This window comes from Salmonella sp. SJTUF15591 (genome assembly GCF_043356435.1).
Lineage (GTDB): Bacteria > Pseudomonadota > Gammaproteobacteria > Enterobacterales > Enterobacteriaceae > Salmonella > Salmonella enterica.
Map to the genome: position 1 here is coordinate 236,584 of NZ_JBEUJO010000003.1, position 18,759 is coordinate 255,342.

General features: G+C 51.6%; 21 protein-coding genes. 13 read left to right on the plus strand and 8 right to left on the minus strand.

Going from position 1 to position 18,759, the window contains the following annotated elements:
* Positions 1 to 118 precede the first annotated feature (118 nt).
* The 6 genes from ABVM99_RS08630 (at position 119) to ABVM99_RS08655 (ending at position 2,909) form a co-directional block, all read left to right on the plus strand.
* Complete coding sequence (locus ABVM99_RS08630) at positions 119 to 325, plus strand: hypothetical protein (protein WP_024145545.1); 207 nt, start codon at positions 119 to 121, stop codon at positions 323 to 325.
* Positions 326 to 395: 70 nt separating this feature from the next.
* The gene (gene rpsF, locus ABVM99_RS08635; protein WP_001216673.1) at positions 396 to 791 is read left to right on the plus strand and encodes a 30S ribosomal protein S6; all 396 of its coding nucleotides are present in this window, start codon (positions 396 to 398) and stop codon (positions 789 to 791) included.
* A 6-nt stretch (positions 792 to 797) separates the two neighbouring features.
* Positions 798 to 1,112 (plus strand): primosomal replication protein N, encoded by a 315-nt coding sequence (gene priB, locus ABVM99_RS08640; protein WP_001519453.1) that lies wholly within the window; start codon positions 798 to 800, stop codon positions 1,110 to 1,112.
* 4 nt (positions 1,113 to 1,116) lie between these two features.
* Complete coding sequence (gene rpsR / locus ABVM99_RS08645; protein WP_000135199.1) at positions 1,117 to 1,344, plus strand: 30S ribosomal protein S18; 228 nt, start codon at positions 1,117 to 1,119, stop codon at positions 1,342 to 1,344.
* Between the two features lie 41 nt (positions 1,345 to 1,385).
* Positions 1,386 to 1,835 carry a 50S ribosomal protein L9 gene (rplI, locus tag ABVM99_RS08650; protein ID WP_001196065.1) on the plus strand — a complete coding sequence of 150 codons (450 nt, stop codon included), beginning with the start codon at positions 1,386 to 1,388 and terminating at the stop codon, positions 1,833 to 1,835.
* 147 nt (positions 1,836 to 1,982) lie between these two features.
* Entirely contained in the window at positions 1,983 to 2,909 is a 927-nt protein-coding gene (locus tag ABVM99_RS08655; RefSeq protein ID WP_000381070.1) for a DMT family transporter, read from the plus strand.
* Between the two features lie 49 nt (positions 2,910 to 2,958).
* Here ABVM99_RS08655 and ABVM99_RS08660 read toward each other — a convergent pair whose 3' ends face one another.
* Positions 2,959 to 3,594, minus strand: coding sequence for an OapA family protein (locus tag ABVM99_RS08660; protein WP_001119446.1), 636 nt, complete (start codon positions 3,592 to 3,594; stop codon positions 2,959 to 2,961).
* Between the two features lie 219 nt (positions 3,595 to 3,813).
* On the opposite strand from ABVM99_RS08660, the gene fklB reads away from it, so the two are divergent.
* The 4 genes from fklB to ABVM99_RS08680 all read left to right on the plus strand — a co-directional run bounded on the left by fklB (position 3,814) and on the right by ABVM99_RS08680 (position 9,013).
* Positions 3,814 to 4,434 (plus strand): FKBP-type peptidyl-prolyl cis-trans isomerase, encoded by a 621-nt coding sequence (gene fklB / locus ABVM99_RS08665; protein ID WP_000235161.1) that lies wholly within the window; start codon positions 3,814 to 3,816, stop codon positions 4,432 to 4,434.
* Between the two features lie 295 nt (positions 4,435 to 4,729).
* Positions 4,730 to 6,133: a D-serine/D-alanine/glycine transporter gene (gene cycA, locus ABVM99_RS08670; RefSeq protein WP_000228321.1), complete on the plus strand. Its 1,404-nt coding sequence runs from the start codon at positions 4,730 to 4,732 to the stop codon at positions 6,131 to 6,133.
* Positions 6,134 to 6,470: 337 nt separating this feature from the next.
* A complete protein-coding gene (locus tag ABVM99_RS08675) occupies positions 6,471 to 7,610 on the plus strand; it encodes a DKNYY domain-containing protein (RefSeq protein ID WP_000155543.1) in 1,140 nt (379 codons plus the stop codon).
* A 14-nt stretch (positions 7,611 to 7,624) separates the two neighbouring features.
* A complete protein-coding gene (locus ABVM99_RS08680; protein WP_023194689.1) occupies positions 7,625 to 9,013 on the plus strand; it encodes a hypothetical protein in 1,389 nt (462 codons plus the stop codon).
* Between the two features lie 66 nt (positions 9,014 to 9,079).
* On the opposite strand, the gene ytfE is transcribed toward ABVM99_RS08680, so the two are convergent.
* The 3 genes from ytfE to ABVM99_RS08695 form a co-directional block, all read right to left on the minus strand.
* Positions 9,080 to 9,742, minus strand: coding sequence for an iron-sulfur cluster repair protein YtfE (ytfE, locus tag ABVM99_RS08685; RefSeq protein ID WP_000331471.1), 663 nt, complete (start codon positions 9,740 to 9,742; stop codon positions 9,080 to 9,082).
* A 102-nt stretch (positions 9,743 to 9,844) separates the two neighbouring features.
* The gene (locus ABVM99_RS08690) at positions 9,845 to 10,810 is read right to left on the minus strand and encodes a DMT family transporter (protein ID WP_000623290.1); all 966 of its coding nucleotides are present in this window, start codon (positions 10,808 to 10,810) and stop codon (positions 9,845 to 9,847) included.
* Positions 10,811 to 10,890: 80 nt separating this feature from the next.
* On the minus strand, positions 10,891 to 11,739 hold the full coding sequence (locus ABVM99_RS08695) for an SDR family oxidoreductase (protein ID WP_023194690.1): 849 nt from the start codon (positions 11,737 to 11,739) through the stop codon (positions 10,891 to 10,893).
* An 87-nt stretch (positions 11,740 to 11,826) separates the two neighbouring features.
* Between ABVM99_RS08695 and ABVM99_RS08700 the strand changes: the two genes are divergently transcribed.
* Complete coding sequence (locus ABVM99_RS08700; protein ID WP_001201295.1) at positions 11,827 to 12,213, plus strand: helix-turn-helix domain-containing protein; 387 nt, start codon at positions 11,827 to 11,829, stop codon at positions 12,211 to 12,213.
* 57 nt (positions 12,214 to 12,270) lie between these two features.
* Here the strand turns inward: ABVM99_RS08700 and ABVM99_RS08705 are convergent, their stop codons facing one another.
* A complete protein-coding gene (locus tag ABVM99_RS08705; RefSeq protein ID WP_023194691.1) occupies positions 12,271 to 14,214 on the minus strand; it encodes a bifunctional 2',3'-cyclic-nucleotide 2'-phosphodiesterase/3'-nucleotidase in 1,944 nt (647 codons plus the stop codon).
* A gap of 267 nt (positions 14,215 to 14,481) precedes the next feature.
* Here ABVM99_RS08705 and cysQ point away from each other — a divergent pair, with 267 nt between their 5' ends.
* A complete protein-coding gene (gene cysQ, locus ABVM99_RS08710) occupies positions 14,482 to 15,222 on the plus strand; it encodes a 3'(2'),5'-bisphosphate nucleotidase CysQ (protein ID WP_000893398.1) in 741 nt (246 codons plus the stop codon).
* Here the strand turns inward: cysQ and ABVM99_RS08715 are convergent.
* Positions 15,212 to 15,769, minus strand: a complete 558-nt coding sequence (locus ABVM99_RS08715) for a YtfJ family protein (RefSeq protein WP_000175300.1) — start codon at positions 15,767 to 15,769, stop codon at positions 15,212 to 15,214. The genes cysQ and ABVM99_RS08715 overlap by 11 nt on opposite strands.
* A gap of 326 nt (positions 15,770 to 16,095) precedes the next feature.
* On the opposite strand from ABVM99_RS08715, the gene ABVM99_RS08720 reads away from it, so the two are divergent.
* Positions 16,096 to 16,302 (plus strand): DUF1107 domain-containing protein, encoded by a 207-nt coding sequence (locus tag ABVM99_RS08720; RefSeq protein WP_000689229.1) that lies wholly within the window; start codon positions 16,096 to 16,098, stop codon positions 16,300 to 16,302.
* Between the two features lie 84 nt (positions 16,303 to 16,386).
* Here ABVM99_RS08720 and ABVM99_RS08725 read toward each other — a convergent pair whose 3' ends face one another.
* Entirely contained in the window at positions 16,387 to 17,730 is a 1,344-nt protein-coding gene (locus ABVM99_RS08725; RefSeq protein WP_000934970.1) for a hemolysin family protein, read from the minus strand.
* Between the two features lie 182 nt (positions 17,731 to 17,912).
* Positions 17,913 to 18,551 carry a peptide-methionine (S)-S-oxide reductase MsrA gene (msrA, locus tag ABVM99_RS08730; RefSeq protein ID WP_000051467.1) on the minus strand — a complete coding sequence of 213 codons (639 nt, stop codon included), beginning with the start codon at positions 18,549 to 18,551 and terminating at the stop codon, positions 17,913 to 17,915.
* Between the last annotated feature and the right edge of the window lie 208 nt (positions 18,552 to 18,759).

Here is an 18,759-nt window from a genome sequence, read left to right on the forward strand (position 1 = left end):
ATAACCCGCCGCAGAGATGGCGACCTTTTCTGATGCTGTTGTTCAAAAAATTATCGCATTGTCGTTTTTTACCTGATTAACAACCCATTGATGTATGCCGCCATGTTTAAGAAATCCTGTGTGGCAAAAAAGTGCGCTGCCCACAGTGTCAATTTCTCTGCCGCAACAGGCCGTTTATAGTGGCGCGCGATATAACGTTAATATCTCAGCAGCAAAATGCGACGGGACAGGCGTTACGTTCGGCACGATAAATAATTGTACAATCACCTTGAGTTTGCCCGCAGGCGCCAGTATTATAACGCGTCATTTTTCAGCCGACCTTTAACACGTTCCTTGCCTCCATGGGCCGCGGCTGACCCAGACAGGAGGCTGAATAATCCGTAAGGAGCAATTCGATGCGTCATTACGAAATCGTTTTTATGGTCCATCCTGACCAGAGCGAACAGGTTCCGGGTATGATCGAGCGTTACTCTGCCGCCATCACTGGCGCAGAAGGCAAGATCCACCGTCTGGAAGACTGGGGCCGCCGTCAGCTGGCTTACCCGATCAACAAACTGCACAAAGCGCACTACGTTCTGATGAACGTTGAAGCGCCGCAGGAAGTGATCGATGAGCTGGAAACTACCTTCCGCTTCAACGATGCCGTTATCCGCAGCATGGTTATGCGTACTAAGCACGCTGTTACCGAAGCTTCTCCGATGGTTAAAGCGAAAGACGAGCGCCGTGAGCGTCGCGATGATTTCGCTAACGAAACCGCAGATGATGCTGAAGCTGGGGATTCTGAAGAGTAATTTCTGATGACCAACCGTCTGGCGTTGTCCGGCACCGTGTGCAGGGCCCCCCTTCGAAAGGTCAGTCCATCAGGAATTCCGCATTGCCAGTTCGTGCTTGAGCATCGTTCTGTGCAAGAGGAAGCCGGCTTTCACCGGCAGGCGTGGTGCCAAATGCCCGTTATTGTTAGCGGACACGAAAACCAGGCCATTACTCACAGTATAACGGTCGGCAGCCGCATAACCGTTCAGGGGTTTATTTCTTGCCACAAGGCAAAGAACGGTCTGAGCAAAATGGTTCTGCATGCCGAGCAGATTGAATTGATAGATTCTGGAGACTAGCCATATGGCACGTTATTTCCGTCGTCGCAAGTTCTGCCGTTTCACCGCGGAAGGCGTTCAAGAGATCGACTATAAAGATATCGCTACGCTGAAAAACTACATCACCGAAAGCGGTAAGATTGTCCCAAGCCGTATCACCGGTACCCGTGCAAAATACCAGCGTCAGCTGGCTCGCGCTATCAAACGCGCTCGCTACCTGTCTCTGCTGCCGTACACTGATCGCCATCAGTAATCGGTCACGGTCCATTAATACGACTTTGAGAGGATAAGGTAATGCAAGTTATTCTGCTTGATAAAGTAGCAAACCTGGGTAGCCTGGGTGATCAGGTTAACGTTAAAGCGGGCTATGCTCGTAACTTCTTGGTACCACAGGGTAAAGCTGTTCCGGCTACCAAGAAAAACGTTGAATACTTCGAAGCACGTCGCGCTGAACTGGAAGCTAAACTGGCTGACGTTCTGGCTGCTGCAAATGCACGCGCAGAGAAAATCAACGCCCTGGAAACCGTTACTATCGCGTCTAAAGCAGGCGACGAAGGTAAACTGTTCGGTTCCATCGGTACTCGCGACATCGCTGACGCTGTGACTGCAGCTGGCGTTGACGTGGCTAAGAGCGAAGTTCGTCTGCCGAACGGCGTTCTGCGTACCACTGGCGAACACGAAGTGAACTTCCAGGTTCACAGCGAAGTATTCGCAAAAGTTATCATCAACGTGGTTGCTGAGTAATCAGTCATTCTCGTTTTTGCTAGCAACAAAACGTCGGCCCAGCGCTGGCGTTTTGCTTTTTTAACCCCATAGCTTTTCGACTGGCTATCTCCCCCTCTTTTCGCGATAATCAAAAATAAAACATTATTTTAATTTCTTGGTGAAAGAATGGATACCCAACGCCAGGCCTCCCCGTTTGCCCGCAAAAACGTCGTTTATGTGTGTGCCGCATTTTGTTGCCTGCTATGGGGCAGCGCTTATCCAGCCATCAAAAGCGGTTATGACCTCTTTCAGATAGCCACCGACGATATCCCTTCTAAAATTGTTTTTGCTGGTTATCGTTTTTTATTTGCGGGTGGGTTGCTGCTACTGTTCGCGCTGCTTCAGCGTAAACCGATTGGTCGGTTTCGTCCGCGCCAGTTTGCTCAGTTGACGTTACTGGGGCTGACCCAGACGTCGCTGCAATATCTCTTTTTCTATATCGGCCTTGCGTTCACCTCCGGCGTGAAAGGCTCAATCATGAACGCGACAGGCACATTCTTCAGCGTATTGCTGGCGCACTTTATTTATCAGAACGACCGATTGAGCTACAACAAAACGCTCGGCTGTATTCTGGGCTTTGCGGGCGTCATGGTGGTGAACGTCAGCAACGGCCTGGATTTCAGCTTTAATCTGCCGGGAGAAGGCTCCGTGGTGCTGGCTGCGTTTATTCTTTCTGCGGCCACATTGTATGGCAAACGTCTCTCGCAGACGGTCGATCCGATGGTCATGACTGGCTATCAATTGGGGATTGGCGGTCTGGTACTGGTCTTTGGCGGTTACGTTTTTGGCGGTACGCTGACGATACATGGCTTCTCGTCGGTGGCGATTTTAGTCTACCTGACGCTGCTCTCGTCGGTCGCTTTTGCGCTATGGAGCATTTTACTCAAATATAATCGCGTGGGGATGATTGCGCCGTTTAACTTTCTGATCCCGGTTTCTGGCGCGGCTCTTTCGGCTATTTTTCTCGGCGAGAATATATTGGAGTGGAAATACATGATTGCGCTGGTGCTGGTGTGTTCGGGGATTTGGTGGGTGAATAAGGTGAAGCGGTAATGCTTCACCTGAACGAATAGGGTACAGGCGGGATAAGGCGTAGCCGGCGTTACTGTGCGCGAATAAAACTGCCGTCAGGCTGACGCGTAAACAGCACCTGTTGACCGTTATCGCCATCTATCGTTAAACCTGTCACCACCCCGCTGGCATTCTGGCGAATTTTAATCATTTGACCATTTTTGAGATTACTCAGCGGTTTGCCAGCGCCTTCTACCTGCGCCATTGCATAAACGTCTGTCGGGGGCAGCCCGTGGTCACGGAACAGTTGCGCCAGAGTTTTACCAGGCTCTACCCGGTACGAGCGCCATTGTTGACCGATGCCGCTATCCTGCTGGAAAGGCTGCGTCTGCGGCTGGTTTTGTTCTTCCGGCTGGCCTTCCTGGATAGGTTCCGGCGCAACGGGCGCCACCTGATCCGGATCGTTTTGCGGCGCGACCAGTTGCGCCTGAAGCTGGGCCTCCGTCGGCGGCTGTGATTGCGATTGCAGATCCAATTGCGCTTCCCGCGTGACGACAGGCGAGTCGCTGGTCTCGCTGGCGGGCAGCAGGAAGCCGATCACCAGCACGATAGCGGCAATGATAATGCCACGACGATGCATAGGCGGCAGCGGCTCCATGATGCGAAAATTATCCGGCGCGTGCCAGATTTTCGCCAGGGTTGGTTTTAATTCAAAGCGCCCGGGCATGGTTTACCTCCTGCTCCGCATCTCGTTCCTTAATCATAGAGTATAGATGGCTAACGCTATGATACTGGTAGTGCTATCCGCTTTCGTGACATCAATACGGATAATCTATTGTTTCTTTTTCCCTGCGATTTGTCATCCTCCCTGAGACAAAGTTTTACCAGAAGAAGCGTGGCTGTTATGCTGCCCGCTACTTTTTTGATATCCGATGAAGGAAAAATAATGGCCACCCCGACTTTTGACACTATTGAAGCGCAAGCGAGCTACGGCATTGGTTTGCAGGTAGGGCAGCAGCTCAGCGAATCCGGTCTTGAAGGGCTGTTGCCTGAAGCGCTGGTTGCAGGCATTGCTGATGCGCTGGAAGGTAAACACCCGGCGGTTCCTGTTGATGTGGTGCATCGTGCGCTGCGTGAAATTCATGAGCGTGCGGACGCGGTGCGTCGTGAGCGTTTCAAAGCGATGGCGGCCGAAGGCGTGAAATACCTGGAAGAAAACCGCGAAAAAGACGGTGTGAACAGTACTGAATCTGGTTTACAGTTCCGCGTTCTGACGCAGGGCGAAGGCGCGATTCCGGCGCGTACCGACCGCGTACGCGTGCATTACACCGGTAAGCTTATTGATGGCACCGTATTTGACAGCTCCGTCGCGCGCGGCGAACCGGCTGAATTCCCGGTAAATGGCGTGATCGCCGGCTGGATTGAAGCGCTGACTCTGATGCCGGTAGGTTCCAAATGGGAACTGACTATCCCACAGGAGCTGGCCTATGGCGAGCGTGGGGCCGGGGCCTCTATTCCGCCATTCAGCACCCTGGTGTTTGAAGTGGAACTGCTGGAAATTCTGTAAGCGCCCCGGGTTTGCCGGATGACGGCGTAAACGCCTTATCCGGCAACCCTGACTTCAGCAGATGCCAATATTTTATTTTGCAAATGGCGTCGTTACGTGTATTTTTGTGAGCTAATTCGCATTATCAAAGTGATATAACACTCATTTTAAACATAAAATTAACATTGTATTTGAATCTGAGTATTCATCCCGCCGATTCTTACCTAATATCGATGAGTCCTGATAACAGGATCGTCGTATCATAGACCAAAGGCCGTAGAGCCCGCACAACACAGACAGGTACAGGAAGAAAAACATGGTAGATCAGGTAAAAGTCGCAGCCGACGAACAGGCTCCGGCTGAACAGTCGCTACGGCGCAATCTTACAAACCGTCATATACAGCTTATCGCTATTGGCGGCGCTATTGGTACCGGTCTGTTTATGGGATCGGGTAAAACGATCAGTCTCGCCGGACCGTCGATCATTTTTGTGTATATGATCATCGGTTTTATGCTTTTTTTCGTGATGCGCGCCATGGGGGAATTGCTGCTCTCGAATCTGGAATATAAATCGTTTAGCGATTTTGCTTCCGACCTGCTTGGCCCCTGGGCGGGATATTTCACCGGCTGGACGTACTGGTTTTGCTGGGTAGTGACCGGTATGGCTGACGTGGTGGCGATTACCGCCTACGCGCAGTTCTGGTTTCCCGGCCTTTCCGATTGGGTCGCCTCGCTGGCGGTAGTGATCCTGCTGCTAAGCCTCAACCTCGCCACCGTTAAAATGTTTGGTGAAATGGAATTTTGGTTTGCTATGGTCAAAATCGTCGCCATCGTAGCGTTGATTGTGGTCGGGCTGGTGATGATTGCGATGCACTTTAAATCGCCGACAGGCGTTGAAGCGTCTTTCGCGCATCTGTGGAATGACGGCGGCTGGTTCCCGAAAGGTATTAGCGGGTTCTTTGCCGGTTTCCAGATTGCGGTGTTCGCCTTCGTGGGCATTGAGCTAGTCGGTACTACCGCCGCAGAAACTAAAGATCCGGAAAAATCGCTGCCGCGCGCGATTAACTCAATACCGATCCGTATCATCATGTTCTACGTCTTTGCGCTGATTGTCATTATGTCGGTGACGCCGTGGAGTTCCGTGGTGCCGGATAAGAGCCCGTTTGTTGAGCTGTTTGTACTGGTGGGTCTGCCTGCCGCCGCGAGCGTGATCAACTTTGTTGTGCTGACCTCGGCGGCGTCTTCCGCCAACAGCGGCGTCTTCTCGACCAGCCGTATGCTGTTTGGCCTGGCGCAAGAAGGCGTGGCGCCAAAAGCGTTCGCTAAGCTATCGAAACGCGCGGTACCGGCGAAAGGCCTGACCTTCTCCTGTATCTGCCTGCTGGGCGGCGTGGTTATGCTGATGGTCAACCCGAGCGTGATTGGCGCATTCACCATGATCACTACGGTTTCGGCCATCCTGTTTATGTTTGTCTGGACCATCATTCTGTGTTCATACCTGGTGTACCGCAAAAAGCGTCCCCACCTGCATGAAAAATCCATCTATAAGATGCCGCTCGGTAAGCTGATGTGCTGGGTCTGTATGGCGTTCTTTGCGTTCGTGCTGGTATTACTGACGCTGGAAGACGATACGCGCCAGGCGCTGATCGTGACGCCGCTGTGGTTTATCGCGTTGGGTCTGGGCTGGCTGTTCCTGCGTAAGAACAAACTGGCTAAATGACGGATTTATCCCTCTCGCTTAGGCGAGGGGGTATGCGCATAACGTACCCACCGGGGCGCTTTCTTCATTTTTACGCCCCATTTTGTCGCTTCCCGCTCCTTAACGAGCTATTTTTCTCGCCACATTTGATAGCGTATGGAGATGAAAAGCTCAGGAAATGAGTGTTTGTCCGCTGATGCAAAGACGCGAAAAACGTTTCTCCAGGAAGAGCAGCTGTAAATTGCAGGCTGACGGCAAGTGCCGCCTTGATGAATTCCTATAATGGCGGCTCGCGCTGGATAATATGTTGAAAAAGTGGTTTAAGTAACAAATTAATCTCCTATTTCAAACTGTAATTATGACCATTCGACGCTGGATTTTAAGCGCTACGCTTTTGCTGCTGCCCGTTCCTGCGTTCGCAGATTTTCAGTATCAGCAGGATAAGGACGGCGTTTTTTATACCGCCGACGACGAACCGCAAATTCTCTCCCGACTGCCTGACGTTAGCTATTCGCATTTACGGCGTATTGCCGATTTATCTCACCCGCAAGACCCTCGCCCGTTAATAGAAATCAATCCCGACAGCCATAACTGCGACGACAATCATATTTGTCAGCACGCTTATCTCAGCGATGGGCGCTTTATCCTGTGGGCAGGCAAAATCGTCCAGAATACCGGGGATGAGCCTGCCGTTGATGTTGCCAGCTTTCAGTCTTTTGGCGCCTTTGCCGCCGATAAACACGGTCTCTATTTTGATGGTAAACGTCGTGATAGCAATGCGGGTGAAAAACGTGTGGATATGGCGACTCTGGCAGAGACGAAAATCTGGAATCTGCTGCGGGATAAAAATAATCTCTATTATGAAGGCCGCTGGCTGGGGCGGGCCGATGGGTTTCGCGTGTTGAGGCTGGATTCCACTTCGGCAAGGGAGTTTATTGTGACGACGGCGCAACGGGTGATTGTGAACGGCATACCCATTACCGCTGATGCTAATACGTTTCAAATCATTCGCTGGATGCCTGGCGAGGTACTAATTTATCGTGATAAAACCGGTAAGCATGACTATGAGATTGATAATTCCAGTCGGTACTGCGGCTATTTTAATATTGGCCTGCGTGAGGTGACATGGCTGAAGCATGAGGCAACCAACGCCGGGAGCAGTTGTAAGGTGGAAACCCTGCCGGGTGTCGATCCGGAGTATTTTTTTCGTCTGAACGGGAACACCGGTTGGTATAAGGATCGTATTTATCAGGTGAGCACGAATGCGTTGGGCGAGGGGGTACTGCGCATTTTTACGTCGCAGGAAAAACTTCCGGCGCTGAAAATAGATAGAGTTACCTATAATTACTACCATCTGGCTTTGTCCGCGGATGGGCAATTATATCGCCAGATCTCACGTGATCAATGGCAGCGCTATAACCCGATATTAACAGAGTGGACGACGGTATCACCAGCGCCCACTGACGTTATCTCTTTGCTTCCCTCTGATTACCACTAGCGCAGGATGGCGCAATGTTGAGAATAAAACAGTTCTGTTTATCGATTTTATTAATGCTGGCACCAGTGTTAGCTCTGGCCTGTTCCGACATTCCATATGCTTTGTTTCACTATCAGCCGTGGGGGCAGGGAACGAAATATGTAGTTGAAGAAGATTATGATTATGGTATTAATTTTAAAGATATTGAAATTCGAGAGGTAAAATTTAGTCAACTACGGCACGTTCCTGACCGCATTGTTAATGAATATAATGACCGTGGAAAAATGAGTAATGATTTTGTTCATGTCGCCGCTTTTTCATCGCTAATAAAAAATGATTTCTGGCAGTTTTATTGGCTAACCGACGGCCAGCATATTTTATGGGCTGGGAAAATCGTACAAAATCCACCGGGTAAGCCGCCAGTGGATGCAGCGACTTTTCGGGCGTATGGACGCTTTGCCGCTGATAAAGATAGTCTTTACTTCGACGGCGAGCGCACAGATGATAATCATGGTGAAAAAAGGGTCGATATAGATTCGTTGCAGCAGGTCGGCGGCAATATCAAATTAAGCGACTCCGGCGATGTGCTTAAAGACAGGCGCAACCTCTACTTTCAGGGACGCTGGCTGGCTAGTGCGCAGGGATATTCCATTCTGGGCGTTAAATCCTGGGAGCAGCGTAATATTCTGTTTTCGCCGACCAGCTGCGATACTACATCTAATCCTGGCCCGTGGGACACTATTCTACGTACCGCCACGCAGGTTTTTGTTAATGGTGTGGCAATTGATGCCGATCCGAACTCTTTTCATGTTGTGCGCTGGGTCGCTGGCGTGCAGTTACTCTATCGCGATAAAGCAGGCGTAAAACGCTATTACTTCGGCAAAGACTGTCTCAATACGTTTAATGTACAGCGGGATAAGGTGACATGGATGACGCGAGAGGCATCGCGCCGAGGCGATGACTGCCGAATAGCGACTATTCCCAATGTTGATCCAGAATATTTCCATCCCATTCATTACAATTGGACGGTAGCACAGTACAAAGATCTATTGTACCAGGCGAAGTATGTCTCTCCGGTCGACAGGGTATTAACCATCACCCGCTTGCCTGATCCGCAGGTACAGCTGAAAGCTGGCGCTAATTTGGTGGGTAAACAGATCTATTTTATCGGCGATGGGGGCGTGCAGATTATCGACCCTATTGGACCATTGGTGTGGTTTAAAAATCCCGATGGTTCATTTTCTGATGTTTTTGCTCATGACGATCGTTATCTCTATTTCTTCGGTGATACGCTGGTGGATAGCGGGCAACGGCGTAACGTCACGCGGACGCTGGATACTGCGCATATCGACAAGAGCGGTTATTATCTGGTCACTGAGGAGGGGAAATATGAGGTTATTAATAATGCATTCACCTCTCGCTAAAAAGCGTTAGTCGATTCAGAATAAACGATCCTGTCTATACGTTCAGGATCGTTTATTGGCGATGGATTATTCCCCGGCCAGCGCGCGTGGGAACAGCACGTTATTCTCCAGGCTGATGTGCTCCATCAGATCATCAATCATCTCATTAATGCCGTTATACATCGCTTTCCAGGTGGTACACGCTTCTGGCGGCGGCGTTACATTTTGGGTGACGTGTTTGATGACGTCTACCAGCTCTCCCGCCTCGTCATGCTCGCTTTCCATTACGCTTATCGGGCCCGTTGCCTGGCGACCCATACCCTGTTTGATCATGGGGAACAGGATCTGTTCTTCTTTCATCATATGGCTGGAAAGCTCTTCATGCAGCGCGGTGAGATATTTTGTCAGGCCGCGTGGGACGTTTGGCTTATCCGCGTGAACGCGTTCCACTTTGGTTGCCTGCAGGATAAGCTCCGGCAGTTGTTCGCGATGTCGGTCATGATAGCGCACAACGATATGGTCAATAATGTCCGCCAGCGGAACGGCGCGCCAGTCTTTTTCGATGGGCTGTTCAGCCAATTGCGCCAGTTGCGCTTCAATGATGTCAATATCGACGTCGTGACGCGCGGCGGCGCGCGCCAGCGTCTGTTTTCCGCCGCAGCAGTAATCCATATCGTACTGGCGAAACAGCGCCGATGCGCGGGGAATAGAGAGCGCCAGTTCGCCTAAAGGTTGATCGCGATAAGCCATAGCCGTTACCTCATTTGCAATAATATAAGTTGTATTTTAAATGCATCTTTAAGGCGAGGCTATAACTCTTTCGGGGTGCGTATAATTTAAGCGAGTATGAAATTAGCGTTCCGTGACCGGAACGACGGTCGCTTTTTCCGGTTTCGCTCTCACGGCAATGACCACGCCCGCCACCAGGAGCGCAATGCCGCTTAACGTCAGGAATGGCGGGATTTCCTGGCGCAGAATGAAGGTATAGAGCAGTCCCGCCAGCGTCTCAAAAACAATCAGCGGCCCTAAAATAACGGTTGGCAATTTTTGGCTGGCGATATTCCAGCACAGCGCGCCCACCCAGGAACACAGCACCGCGATGGCGATCATCAGACCGATAAACAGCGCGGGATGCGGGCCAAAGGGCAGGGTAAACAGCGGTTTCTGGATACTCAGCCACAGACAGACCGCCGCATAGCCGATTAACGAGACCGGCAGCGTAACCAGCGCCTGCGCCGTTGCCCACATCATGGGATGTTTGTCGGGATTTTCCCGCAGCCAGCGGGCGTTGCGCAGCGCATACCATGCCCAGCACGCTACGGAAATCAGCGCCAGCACAATGCCTGAACCATAGCGCCAGCCGCTAACATCGGACAATCCCTGGCTAAGTTCAGCAATATTGACGCACAGCAGGCCAAAACCGATAAGCGCCAGCGCGGGCGCTAAACGCCGCCAGGATAATCTGCCGTCTCGTTGGCTATAGAGAACGTTAGCGAAAAGCGGAATGACGACTGGCAATGTCCCGATGATCATCGTCGACACCGGCGCGCCGGTTCGCTGAATGGCGCTGGCGAGGCAGGCGTAATAGATTACATTGCCCATCAGAGTCAGCGACAGGGCGGTGGACCAGTCTTTGCGCGTCAACTGGCGTAACCGTGTGCGGCCTAACCAGGCAATTGGCAGGGCAATCAGCCCCAGCGCCAGATAGCGTCCCATTGACTGTAAGAGGGCCGGGTAATCCGGCACGATTAACGGGCCGACGAAAATCAATCCCCACATTAGCCCTGCCAGCAGGGCGTATAGCACGCCGCTAATCATCAGATTCTCCTCATAAACCGTTCCGTCATTATCAGAGAAGGTCTATGAGGATGCTACATAAATTAACTAAATTTTAACACTTACAGTACGAAGCGAAGGCTTTCTGTGAGCGTCGTCGTCGGGCGACCGATGAGTTTACGCAGCGTATGGCTGTCATCAAACAGGCCGCCTTTTGCCGCTCCAGCGTCAGAATTGGCCAACATATCCGCCAGTCCGTCAGGCAGGCCTGCGCCTTTCAGCGCGGCGGCAAAATCGACTTCGCTCAGGTTCTGGTAGACGATTTTTTTTCCGCTCTGATGAGTAAGTTCATCCGCCAACTGGCGTAATGTCCAGGCGTCATCACCCGCCAGCTCGTAGACATTCCCGGCGTGACCCTCTTCACAGATGACGCGCGCGGCGGCGGCGGCATAGTCAGCGCGCATTGCGGAGGCGATTTTCCCTTCTCCCGCCGCGCCAATAAAGACGCCATGTTTCAGCGCGGCAGGGACGCTCGCCAGGTAGTTTTCCGTATACCAGCCGTTACGTAATAGCGTGTGAGGAATACCTGACTCAGCCAGCATTTTTTCCGTTTCAATATGTTCATCGGCGAGCGCCAGCGGCGATTTATCCGCATGTAGCAGGCTGGTATAGGCGATGAATTTCACCTTCGCGGCAATGGCGGCCTGAATAACGTTGCGGTGCTGCGCGGTGCGTTGTCCCACTTCGCTGGATGATATAAGCAGCAGTTTATCAACGCCCTGTAAGGCGGTGGTCAGCGCGGCTTCGTTAGCGTAATCCGCCTGGCGAACGGCGATCCCGCGCTGACTGAGCGGGACGGCTTTTTTCGGGTTACGGACGATCGCAACGAGGTGGCTGGCGGGCGTCGTTTTTAGCAGGTTTTCAATAACGTGTTGGCCCAGTTGGCCTGTTGCGCCAGTGATAGCAATCATGGTGAACTCCTCAGTGTTGGTCTTGTGTTTTATTACGCTACCACCTAAACTTACTTTTAGTAAGTACGTACAAAAAGGTAAGTATCAATGCGCGCTCATACTCTTTCCCGGCAGTTGCGTGAAGGTAATCTCTTTGCTGAACAGTGCCCGTCCCGTGAGGTGTTAAAACATGTCACCAGTCGCTGGGGCGTACTGATTCTGGTCGCGTTACGCGACGGTACACACCGTTTTAGCGACCTGCGCCGCAAGATGGGAGGCGTGAGTGAAAAGATGCTGGCGCAGTCGTTACAGGCGCTTGAACAGGACGGATTTCTCAACCGGGTGTCATATCCAGTTGTTCCGCCGCATGTGGAGTACAGCCTGACGCCGCTTGGCGAGCAGGTGAGCGATAAAGTCGCCGCGCTGGCGGACTGGATAGAACTGAATTTGCCGCAGGTATTGGCGCAGCGGGACCGTTTATCAGATGGCGGCTAGCGCTTTATTCGGCCTGACTGGCAGGCCGAATAAACGTAGCGCCATACGGGACACACGTTACTTGCTTAAATCCACCTGATAAATGGCAAAACCGATATCATCGACGGCAACCTTCTTCATCGGATACTGCCCTTTCGCTTTAATGAAGGCAGCGGCTTTATCGCCTGGCGATGTTTCAAAGCGGATATCCAGCGCCGTATCGCTGTGGATTGGCGCCAGACGCCAGTTATTATCCGCCGCCGGATGGATTTCGCCCGCGCGTTTTGATTCTGCGCCAATCCATGCCGCCAGCACGGCGCGATTTTCATCCGGAGACGCAAAGGCGATATGGCTGTCGCCCGTGCCGGCAAACTTGCCGCCGTAAGCGCGATAGTTATTCGTGGCGACCAGGAACGTAGCGTTCGGGTCGACAGGCTTACCGTTAAAGGTCAGGTTTTTAATACGTTCCGCCTGCGGATTCACCATCTGGCATTCGCCATCATAGCGGGCGGGCTGTGACACATCGATTTGATAATTCACGCCGTCAATGACATCGAAATTATAGGTGCGAAAGCCATCCCAATTGATCAACGATTGCGGTTTGTTGCTGTGAATATCAATCTGATTAAACTGTCCGGCAGAACATTCCAGCCACTCTTTTACCTCTTTGCCGCTGGCTTTCACCACCACCAGCGTATTCGGATAGAGATAAAGATCGGCGGCGTTACGGAAGGTCAACTGGCCTTTTTCCACCTCGACAAAGCTGGCAGGATCGTTCTTACGCCCGCCAACTTTAAACGGCGCGGCGGCGGACAGCACCGGCAGTTTCGCCAGATCCGGATCGCCCTGAATAAAGTGTTCCACATACGCTTTTTGCGCGTTATTCACCACCTGTACGGTAGGATCGTCCTGCACCAGAGCAAGATAACTGTACATATTATCGGCGGATTTACCGATGGGCTTGCTGACAAACTCGCGGGTGGCATCGTGATCGGCTTTCAGAATATTGACCAGCTTACTGTCTTCCGCTGCCAGCGACTTTTTAGCGGCGGCGTCGTAAATAGGCCGCGCTTCCGCTTTCGCCTGCGTAACCTGCCATTTGCCGCTGTCGTTATTGAGCACCAGATCGACCACTCCCAGATGGTCGCCCCACATGCCAGGCATTACCGCAGGAATGCCGTTAAGCGTACCTTTGGCGATATCCGCGCCTTTGATGTCGGCAAAATCTTTACCGGGGAAGACGGCGTGAGCGTGGCCAAACATAATCGCGTCGACGCCGGGAACTTCGCTGAGGTAATAAACCGAGTTTTCCGCCATGCTGTGGTACGGATCGGCAGAAAGGCCTGAGTGAGCAATGACCACCACGATATCAGCGCCTTTCTCGCGCATTTCGGGCACATATTTCCGGGCGGTTTCCGTAATGTCATTGACGGTAACTTTGCCGCTCAGATTCGCTTTATCCCAAATCATGATTTGCGGCGGAACAAAGCCGATATAGCCGATTTTCAGAGTTTGCGGGTTGCCGTCTTTATCAATAACGTTCGTCTCTTTAATCAGATAAGGCGTAAAGAGCGGCTTTTGGGTTTTAACGTCGATAATATTGGCGTTAACATAAGGGAATTTCGCGCCGGCCAGCGCGTTATGCAGATAGTCCAGACCATAATTAAACTCATGGTTGCCGAGGTTTCCAACCGCGTAATCCAGAGTGTTGAGCGCTTTATAGACCGGGTGAACGTCACCGTCTTTGAGCCCTTTTGCCGCCATATAATCGCCCAGAGGGCTCCCCTGAATCAGGTCGCCGTTATCCACCAGCACGCTGTTTTTGACTTCATTTCGGGCGGCATGAATCAAACTTGCGGTACGTACCAATCCGAATTTTTCGGTTGCGGTATCCTTGTAATAATCGAAATCCATCATGTTGCTATGTAAATCAGTAGTTTCCATGATGCGGAGATCGACGGTGGCCGCATTCACGCTGGCGGCGATCAGCGTAGCCAGAAGCGTTGCACTAAACTTAATCATTAGAGGCACCTTTTAAGAACGCAATAGAAAAGCCGGATAGTGAAAAATAGCGATGATAAACAGTGAAACCCGATATCGTTCCGACCGTCGCCAGAAGAAGGCGAAACCGCCCCATCCGGCCGATTTTTTGCGAGTGTTCACAGAAGGGTGAATCATGCCATGAAAGGTATTATCAAAACCGCAGACGGTATCACAGTTGGCGGAACCCTTAACGATCGGGTATAAGTAAAACAACGAGTTAACGCCCCTGTCATAAAGAGGTGGAGAATGTTAGAACAAGTATGCCAGCTTGCACGGAACGCGGGCGATGCCATTATGCAGGTTTATGATGGAGCCAAACCGATGGAGTACGCCCGCAAGCAGGACGATTCTCCAGTCACTGCGGCGGATATCGCCGCACATACCGTGATTCTCGAAGGGTTACGCACGCTCACGCCAGATATTCCGGTGCTTTCAGAAGAAGATCCGCCTGCCTGGGAAGTGCGCCAGCACTGGCAGCGCTACTGGCTGGTCGATCCGCTCGACGGCACCAAAGAGTTCATCAAGCGCAATGGCGAATTCACGGTCAATATCGCGCTGATTGAGCAGGGCAAGCCGGTGTTGGGCGTGGTCTATGCGCCGGTGCTGAAAGTGATGTACTACGCGGCGGAAGGTAAGGCCTGGAAAGAGGAGTGCGGGGTGCGTAAGCAGATTCAGGTCCGGGATGCCCGCCCGCCGCTGGTGGTGATTAGCCGTTCGCATACGGATGATGAACTCACCGAATATCTCCAACAGCTTGGCGAACATCAGACCACCTCTATTGGTTCCTCGCTGAAATTCTGCCTTGTGGCGGAAGGCCAGGCGCAGCTTTACCCCAGATTTGGGCCGACCAGCGTCTGGGACACTGCCGCAGGTCATGCCATTGCCGTTGCAGCCGGGGCGCACGTTCACGACTGGCAGGGAAAAACGCTGGACTATACCCCTCGTGAATCGTTCCTTAACCCCGGCTTCCGGGTGACTATTTACTGAGGAGCTTATGCAGCAGGTCGACCACCTGCTGTACCTCTTGCTGGGTTAACGCGCCATCTTTCACCCATTGAACCCGACCGTCTTTGTCAAGCACGATGACGGCGGACCCCTCTTCTTTTAATTGCCAGGCGTTACGCGCCACGCCATTGCTGTCGACAATAAATTGCGACCACGGGTAGAGCTTTTTATTACTTTCTATACTGCTACGCACGAACATACCGGAGCCGGGGATCGCATCATCGGTGTTCACAATTGTGGTCGTCTGGTATCTGTCATGCGGGAGCCCGGCGGATTTAATCGCTTCAATCAGCGTGGCGTTTTTCTCCTTCGCTGACGTTCGACCCGCAATGTGCAGCAGGACGCGCACTTTTCCCGCCAGCTGCGCGCTATTCCAGTTTTTATAACTAAACTCATCTTTATTCAACGTCAGTTCGCCACGATCGGCAATGCCTACCGGCGGCACCCGTTGGTTATCTTCAAGGTTATGCGCACAAGCCATTATGGGGAGTAGCAGACACGACATCGCCAGAATTTTACGTAGGGTCATGGTCATTCCTTCTTTATTTTTTTGCAGGTGATCCGACCACTTTGGGCCGATAGTTAATCATATGTGCGATTGATGCTTTTTCCCGCAAAGGGGATGCCAGTTTGCGGGCGGGCGCACACTTCCTGTGAAAAATGAAGGCATATACTGAGAAAAATGAGCTGATGTTTAGATAATTCTGAATAACTGTAATCAAAAGGTAAATATACTTATGCACACTGGAAACGACGTAGATATGGTCTATAGTCATATGGCATTAAAATTTGCGCCTTAAAACTGTTGGGCCGATTGTGGCACCGCAAGGGCGTAATACTCTGCAGGAGACAACAATGAAAATTTTCCAACGCTACAACCCGCTACAGGTGGCGAAGTACGTGAAGATCCTGTTCCGTGGACGGTTATATATCAAGGATGTTGGCGCTTTTGAGTTCGATAAGGGTAAGATTCTTATCCCAAAAGTGAGAGACAAGCAGCACTTGTCTGTGATGTCTGAAGTTAACCGTCAGGTTATGCGTCTGCAAACTGAGATGGCGTAACCAAAAGTGCTATGCAGTAGGTTAAAAAAGTAAAAAAAAACGGCTCCTGAATCAGGAGCCGTTGATGTTTCTGGCAAACGGATTTCAGGCCGCGCTGTCTTCTTTACCTTGCGCATCGGGCAGTTTCGGCGCCGGTACGTTGCTTTTATTGTCGAGACGCGTCACCAGCAACTGATCGATACGGTAGTTGTCGATATCCACCACTTCAAATTTGTAGCCGGAAAACTTCACCGAATCAGTACGTTTTGGGATCTTGCGCAGCATAAACATCATAAAGCCGCCAATGGTTTCATAGTTGCCGGATTGCGGAAACTCATCGATATCCAGCACGCGCATGACGTCGTCAATCGGCGTGCCGCCGTCAACCAGCCAGGAATTTTCATCGCGCGCCACAATTTGCTCTTCCAGTCCCTGGCCGACCAGGTCACCCATTAGCGTGGTCATCACATCGTTCAGCGTAATGATACCGACGACCAGTGCGTATTCATTCATAATGACCGCGAAATCCTCGCCCGCCGTTTTGAAACTTTCCAGCGCCTCAGAAAGGGTCAGCGTATCCGGCACAATCAAGGTATTGCGAATTTGCACGCCGCCATTCAGCGCCATACTTTGGTTCGCCAGCACGCGGTTCAGCAGATCTTTGGAGTCTACATAGCCGATGATGTGGTCGATATCTTCATTACACACCAAAAATTTTGAGTGCGGATGTTCGGCGACCTTTTTCTTCAGGCTTTGTTCGTCTTCGTGCAGATCAAACCAGATGATACTTTCGCGCGGCGTCATGGAAGACGGTACGGTGCGGGATTCAAGTTCAAACACATTTTCAATCAGTTCATGCTCTTGCTTGCGCAAGACGCCCGCCAGCGCGCCGGCTTCCACCACTGCGTAAATATCATCAGAAGTAATGTCGTCTTTCCGCACCATTGGAATTTTGAACAGGCGGAAGATGTTGTTTGCCATGCCGTTAAACAGCCACACCAGCGGGCGAAAAACGAACAGGCAGAAGCGCATCGGGTTGATGATACGCAAAGCCACAGCTTCTGGCGCAATCATACCGATGCGTTTCGGGGTTAAATCCGCGAACAGGATAAACAGCCCCGTCACCAGCGAGAAAGAGAGAATAAAGCTCAGCTGCTCGGAGAGTTCTGGCGACATATAGTGCGAGAAAAGGGCGGAAAAGGCGGGCGAAAATGCCGCATCGCCGACGATACCGCCAAGAATAGCGACGGCGTTCAGGCCAATTTGCACAACGGTGAAAAACATGCCGGGATTTTCCTGCATTTTCAATACGCGTTGTGCGTTGATACTGCCTTCATCAGCTAATAGCTTAAGTTTAATCTTACGTGATGCGGCAAGCGAGATCTCGGAGATGGAGAAGAACGCACTTACAGCGATCAGGCAGAATATAATGAATATACTGTTTAACATATCTTATCCGGCGAAACGCCAGATCCTCGGAAGGGAAGTTTATAAATCCGTGTGGTAACGTTTAATGAAAACCGGCTCGTAGCAGTGAGCCGATAAGTTCAGGGCTAGTATAGCGTAAGCTACTGTAAAGTCGCCAGAGGGTTCATTTTCAACTCCGACAAGTTCCCCCTACGCCAGCGTCGTCACGCGTCAGGCGGCAGGCAAACGCCGATCCCGCCAATCCCGCAGTAACCGTATGGATTTTTGTGCAGATACTGTTGGTGTTCATCTTCGGCGTAGTAAAACGGCGTCGCATGGGCGATTTCCGTGGTAATAGGGCGATGGTCTCCGGCGGCGGCCATTGCCGACTGAAAGCGCTCGCGACTGGCGTGAGCGGCGGCATTCTGTTCCGGCGTTAAGGGATAAATCGCAGAACGGTATTGCGTACCGTGATCGTTACCCTGTTGCATCCCCTGCGTCGGATCGTGATTTTCCCAGAAGGTCTGTAAAAGCTGCTCATAACGGATAACGGCAGGATCGTACACTATCCGTACCGCTTCGGCATGACCGGTCTGCCCGGAGCAGACTTCCCGGTAGGTTGGATTAGGCGTGTAACCGCCTGCATACCCTGCCGCGGTGCTATATACGCCGGGCAATTGCCAGAATAAACGTTCTACGCCCCAGAAACAGCCCATAGCGAAGTAGGCGATCTCCATCCCGGCAGGGACATTGGTCATAGAGTGTTCATTTACCGCATGCAGAGTGGCGATCGGCATCGGGGTGTTGCGTCCTGGTAACGCATCTGCTTGAGTAACCAGATGTTTTTTATCAAATAAACTCATGAGCTATTCTCCCGAAAGCGTTAATTGGCGTTAAGGTTGTAACGAGACGCATCTTTGCACACAATAACAACATTAATGTATCTGGATTTAACCATAAGAAATATTTGGGCAGTCGTCTGCTTTTCAATCGCAATTGTTGATTTTATGTTAAGCCGCGGAGCGGTAGTGTGATTTTTTCCAGGGGTGGGAATAGGGGATATTCAGGAGA

Bases quoted from the DNA above. Each gene is read 5' to 3' on its own strand.
- rpsF (WP_001216673.1), top strand. From the start codon at position 396: ATGCGTCATTACGAAATCGTTTTTATGGTCCATCCTGACCAGAGCGAA.
- priB (WP_001519453.1), top strand. From the start codon at position 798: ATGACCAACCGTCTGGCGTTGTCCGGCACCGTGTGCAGGGCCCCCCTT.
- rpsR (WP_000135199.1), top strand. From the start codon at position 1,117: ATGGCACGTTATTTCCGTCGTCGCAAGTTCTGCCGTTTCACCGCGGAA.
- rplI (WP_001196065.1), top strand. From the start codon at position 1,386: ATGCAAGTTATTCTGCTTGATAAAGTAGCAAACCTGGGTAGCCTGGGT.
- ABVM99_RS08655 (WP_000381070.1), top strand. From the start codon at position 1,983: ATGGATACCCAACGCCAGGCCTCCCCGTTTGCCCGCAAAAACGTCGTT.
- ABVM99_RS08660 (WP_001119446.1), bottom strand. From the start codon at position 3,594: ATGCCCGGGCGCTTTGAATTAAAACCAACCCTGGCGAAAATCTGGCAC.
- fklB (WP_000235161.1), top strand. From the start codon at position 3,814: ATGGCCACCCCGACTTTTGACACTATTGAAGCGCAAGCGAGCTACGGC.
- cycA (WP_000228321.1), top strand. From the start codon at position 4,730: ATGGTAGATCAGGTAAAAGTCGCAGCCGACGAACAGGCTCCGGCTGAA.
- ABVM99_RS08675 (WP_000155543.1), top strand. From the start codon at position 6,471: ATGACCATTCGACGCTGGATTTTAAGCGCTACGCTTTTGCTGCTGCCC.
- ABVM99_RS08680 (WP_023194689.1), top strand. From the start codon at position 7,625: ATGTTGAGAATAAAACAGTTCTGTTTATCGATTTTATTAATGCTGGCA.
- ytfE (WP_000331471.1), bottom strand. From the start codon at position 9,742: ATGGCTTATCGCGATCAACCTTTAGGCGAACTGGCGCTCTCTATTCCC.
- ABVM99_RS08690 (WP_000623290.1), bottom strand. From the start codon at position 10,810: ATGATTAGCGGCGTGCTATACGCCCTGCTGGCAGGGCTAATGTGGGGA.
- ABVM99_RS08695 (WP_023194690.1), bottom strand. From the start codon at position 11,739: ATGATTGCTATCACTGGCGCAACAGGCCAACTGGGCCAACACGTTATT.
- ABVM99_RS08700 (WP_001201295.1), top strand. From the start codon at position 11,827: ATGCGCGCTCATACTCTTTCCCGGCAGTTGCGTGAAGGTAATCTCTTT.
- ABVM99_RS08705 (WP_023194691.1), bottom strand. From the start codon at position 14,214: ATGATTAAGTTTAGTGCAACGCTTCTGGCTACGCTGATCGCCGCCAGC.
- cysQ (WP_000893398.1), top strand. From the start codon at position 14,482: ATGTTAGAACAAGTATGCCAGCTTGCACGGAACGCGGGCGATGCCATT.
- ABVM99_RS08715 (WP_000175300.1), bottom strand. From the start codon at position 15,769: ATGACCCTACGTAAAATTCTGGCGATGTCGTGTCTGCTACTCCCCATA.
- ABVM99_RS08720 (WP_000689229.1), top strand. From the start codon at position 16,096: ATGAAAATTTTCCAACGCTACAACCCGCTACAGGTGGCGAAGTACGTG.
- ABVM99_RS08725 (WP_000934970.1), bottom strand. From the start codon at position 17,730: ATGTTAAACAGTATATTCATTATATTCTGCCTGATCGCTGTAAGTGCG.
- msrA (WP_000051467.1), bottom strand. From the start codon at position 18,551: ATGAGTTTATTTGATAAAAAACATCTGGTTACTCAAGCAGATGCGTTA.